This window comes from Deltaproteobacteria bacterium, from assembly GCA_016218975.1.
GTDB lineage: Bacteria > Desulfobacterota > Deferrimicrobia > Deferrimicrobiales > Deferrimicrobiaceae > JAENIX01.
In genome coordinates, this window is sequence record JACRCO010000090.1 from 1 (window position 1) to 2705 (window position 2705).

Genomic DNA, 2705 nt, shown 5'->3' on the forward strand with positions numbered 1-2705 from the left:
GAAGTGGATTCACTACTCCCTCGACGGGAAAAACGAAAACCCGTACGCCGGCACGGTGCTTCGGAATCTCCGGAAATGGCTGAACGACGACCCGGTCATTCTCGGAGACCGCAAGAGGGCGGCCCTGGCGAGGGAGATAGGACCGGTAGCGATCTGCGAACGCGGCATGTCTCTCCCCGGCCGCAAGAACATTCGGCGCCGTCCCGCATATGGCGGGGACGCGCCTGCCGCCCGATGAGTCCGCCCCCAGGCTGTGCAGGTCCTCAAGGAAATCGGCATCGACATCTCGGGTCCCCATGACGATTCCTGCCTTGTTGGAAAAGGCCGTTGGATGTAAAATATATTAGACATAACGTCGGGCGGAGCCTGTCATGGAACTTGCGGAAATCGGAAAAACGATTCGCGCGGCGCGGCAAGCGCACGGCTTGACGCAGGAACGCCTCGCCGCGATGGCGGGCATCTCCCGTGGTACCCTGAACGGCCTTGAAACCGGCATGGTCAAGGAACTCGGCTTCCACAAGCTCGACACGATCCTGAACCTCCTCGGATACGAGCTGGCGCCGGCAGCGAGCTCACATCCGGTTCGGGCCGCGCATTCCCGATCTTCTCCAGGCCGCTCAAAATGGTCCCGGGATCCACCCGCGCAAAAGATCCTGCGGAAGATGGCCCGCCGCTATATCTGGTGGCGATCACCGGAAGCATCAATAAAGGATCCACTCCGGGTGATCGCGCAGATCATGGACGTGGGCACGCTCGAAGACATGCAGCAGGCGACCGCCGCCATCGGGAAAAGCCGGATGGTCGAAGTCCTGAACCATGCACGGCCCGGCTGGTTCCACCCGAAGTCCTGGGCCTTCTGGCACACCGTATTGGAACTGACCTCTCCAGGAAGAACCCCTCCGATCCCGGTGAGAAAGCGCGATGCCCTTCCCGACCCGACTTGACATCCTGCCCCCGGGGCAGCGCAAACTCTGGCCTTTCCTCTCCCCACTGAAAGATATGGGCTATTGCCTCTATGGGGGAACGGCACTGGCGTTGCGCTATGGACATCGACAGTCGGTCGACTTCGATTTCTTCTCCGACCGCCCGCTCGACGAGAAAGGGCTGGGAATTTCGCTTCCATGGCTCACGGTCGCGACAATTCTCCGGAACGATCCCGGGACGTTCGTCGTCCTGGCGTCGCCACCCCGGTCAAAACGTGCGGTGAAGGTGTCATTGTTCGGGGAGCTTTCGCTCGGGCGGGTCGGCATACCCGAACTCACCAGTGATGGGGTGGTTCTGGCCGCCTCCGTCAGGGACCTGATGGCCACCAAGCTCAAGGCTCTCTTCGACCGGGTGGAACCCAGGGACTATCTCGACATCGCTGCAATGCTCAGGAACAAGGTGAGCCTGCCGCAGGGACTCGCGGATGCCCGGGTCCTCTTCGGAAACTTTTTTTCGGCGGCCGAGTGCATGAGGATTCTCTGCTGGTTCGATGACCCCGATCTCGCATCCCTGCCGGATCACGTCAAAAGGACACTGGCCAAAGAGGTCAAGACAGCGTGGGACAAGCCGTTGCCGCCGTCGAAAAAGGCCGGTTCAGGTCTCGCCATATAACAGCGGGGATATCCCGGAATACAGGGACCTATACCCCCCCCATTTACCGTAAAATGGTCCGGGAGATTCATTCAGATATCGAAAAGGAGGTCCTGCGGAACGTGGCCGTCACTTACGAAGAGGCGCTCGCCTCCGTCCTTCCCATCGCGCGTGTTCAGGAGGCCCACACCGTTTCCCTTGCGGACGCGCCGGGGGAGATCCTTGCCCGGGACGTCCTGGCGGACCGGAACATCCCCCCCTTTCCCCGCGCGGCGATGGACGGATACGCGGTCCTCTGGACGGGGAAAGAGGTCGAAAGACCGTACCAGGTCGCCGGAACGGTCAACCCGGGCAGCACATGGAACGGGGACGCGTCCGATTCGGACTGTATCAAGATAATGACCGGAGCCATGGTCCCGCCGCCGTTCGATACGGTCGTCCAGGTGGAGCTCAGCATGGTCGACCCCGGCGGGAACGTCCGGTTCACCGGTTCCGTCAAGAGAGGGGAGAATATCGCCAAGGAGGGGGAGGACGTCCGGAAAGGCTCCCTGCTTATTCCTGCGGGGACGCTCGTTTCCCCTCATCACGTCGCCACCCTTTCGTCGGTGGGAAAATGGGAGATCCCGGTTTACAAACGCCCTTCCGTATCGGTCCTCGCCACCGGCAGCGAGCTGCTCGAACCCTGGGAAAGCGCCCAGGGACCCATGATCCGCAACAGCAACTCCCATTTCCTTCTCGCCGCCTTGAAGGAGCTCGGCTTTTCGGAGGTCCGTTACTTGGGAATCGTCCCGGACGACCGGGATCGGATCGTCTCGAAGATCCACGAAGGGCTCGAGTGCGACTTTCTCATCCTCTCGGGAGGCGTTTCCGTCGGAGACGTGGACATCGTCCCGGATTGCCTGAACGACTGCGGCGTCCGGAAGATCCTGCACAAGGTCGCCGTCAAGCCCGGCAAACCCATCTTCGCGGGAGAATCTCCGCGCGGGGGAATCGTCATCGGCTTGCCCGGAAATCCCGTCGCGGTCATGGTGCATTTCCATATGTTCATCCGGCCGCTGCTTCTGAAAGCCACCGGAGCGGCGGAATACCTCCCGAAACCGATCCATCTGCCGCTTGCAGAGGACGCCGTC

General features: G+C 61.5%; 4 protein-coding genes. All 4 read left to right on the plus strand.

The window, feature by feature from the left end:
* A partial coding sequence (locus tag HY896_13080) for a hypothetical protein (GenBank protein ID MBI5577278.1) occupies window positions 1-238 on the plus strand: 238 nt, incomplete at its 5' end.
* A 133-nt stretch (window positions 239-371) separates the two neighbouring features.
* Window positions 372-944: a helix-turn-helix transcriptional regulator gene (locus HY896_13085; protein MBI5577279.1), complete on the plus strand. Its 573-nt coding sequence runs from the start codon at window positions 372-374 to the stop codon at window positions 942-944.
* Window positions 922-1596, plus strand: coding sequence for a nucleotidyl transferase AbiEii/AbiGii toxin family protein (locus HY896_13090; GenBank protein MBI5577280.1), 675 nt, complete (start codon window positions 922-924; stop codon window positions 1594-1596). The genes HY896_13085 and HY896_13090 overlap by 23 nt, the downstream gene beginning before the upstream one ends.
* 101 nt (window positions 1597-1697) lie before the next feature.
* The coding region (locus HY896_13095; protein MBI5577281.1) for a molybdopterin molybdotransferase MoeA at window positions 1698-2705 on the plus strand (1008 nt) is incomplete at its 3' end.

Bases quoted from the DNA above. Each gene is read 5' to 3' on its own strand.
- HY896_13085 (MBI5577279.1), top strand. From the start codon at position 372: ATGGAACTTGCGGAAATCGGAAAAACGATTCGCGCGGCGCGGCAAGCG.
- HY896_13090 (MBI5577280.1), top strand. From the start codon at position 922: ATGCCCTTCCCGACCCGACTTGACATCCTGCCCCCGGGGCAGCGCAAA.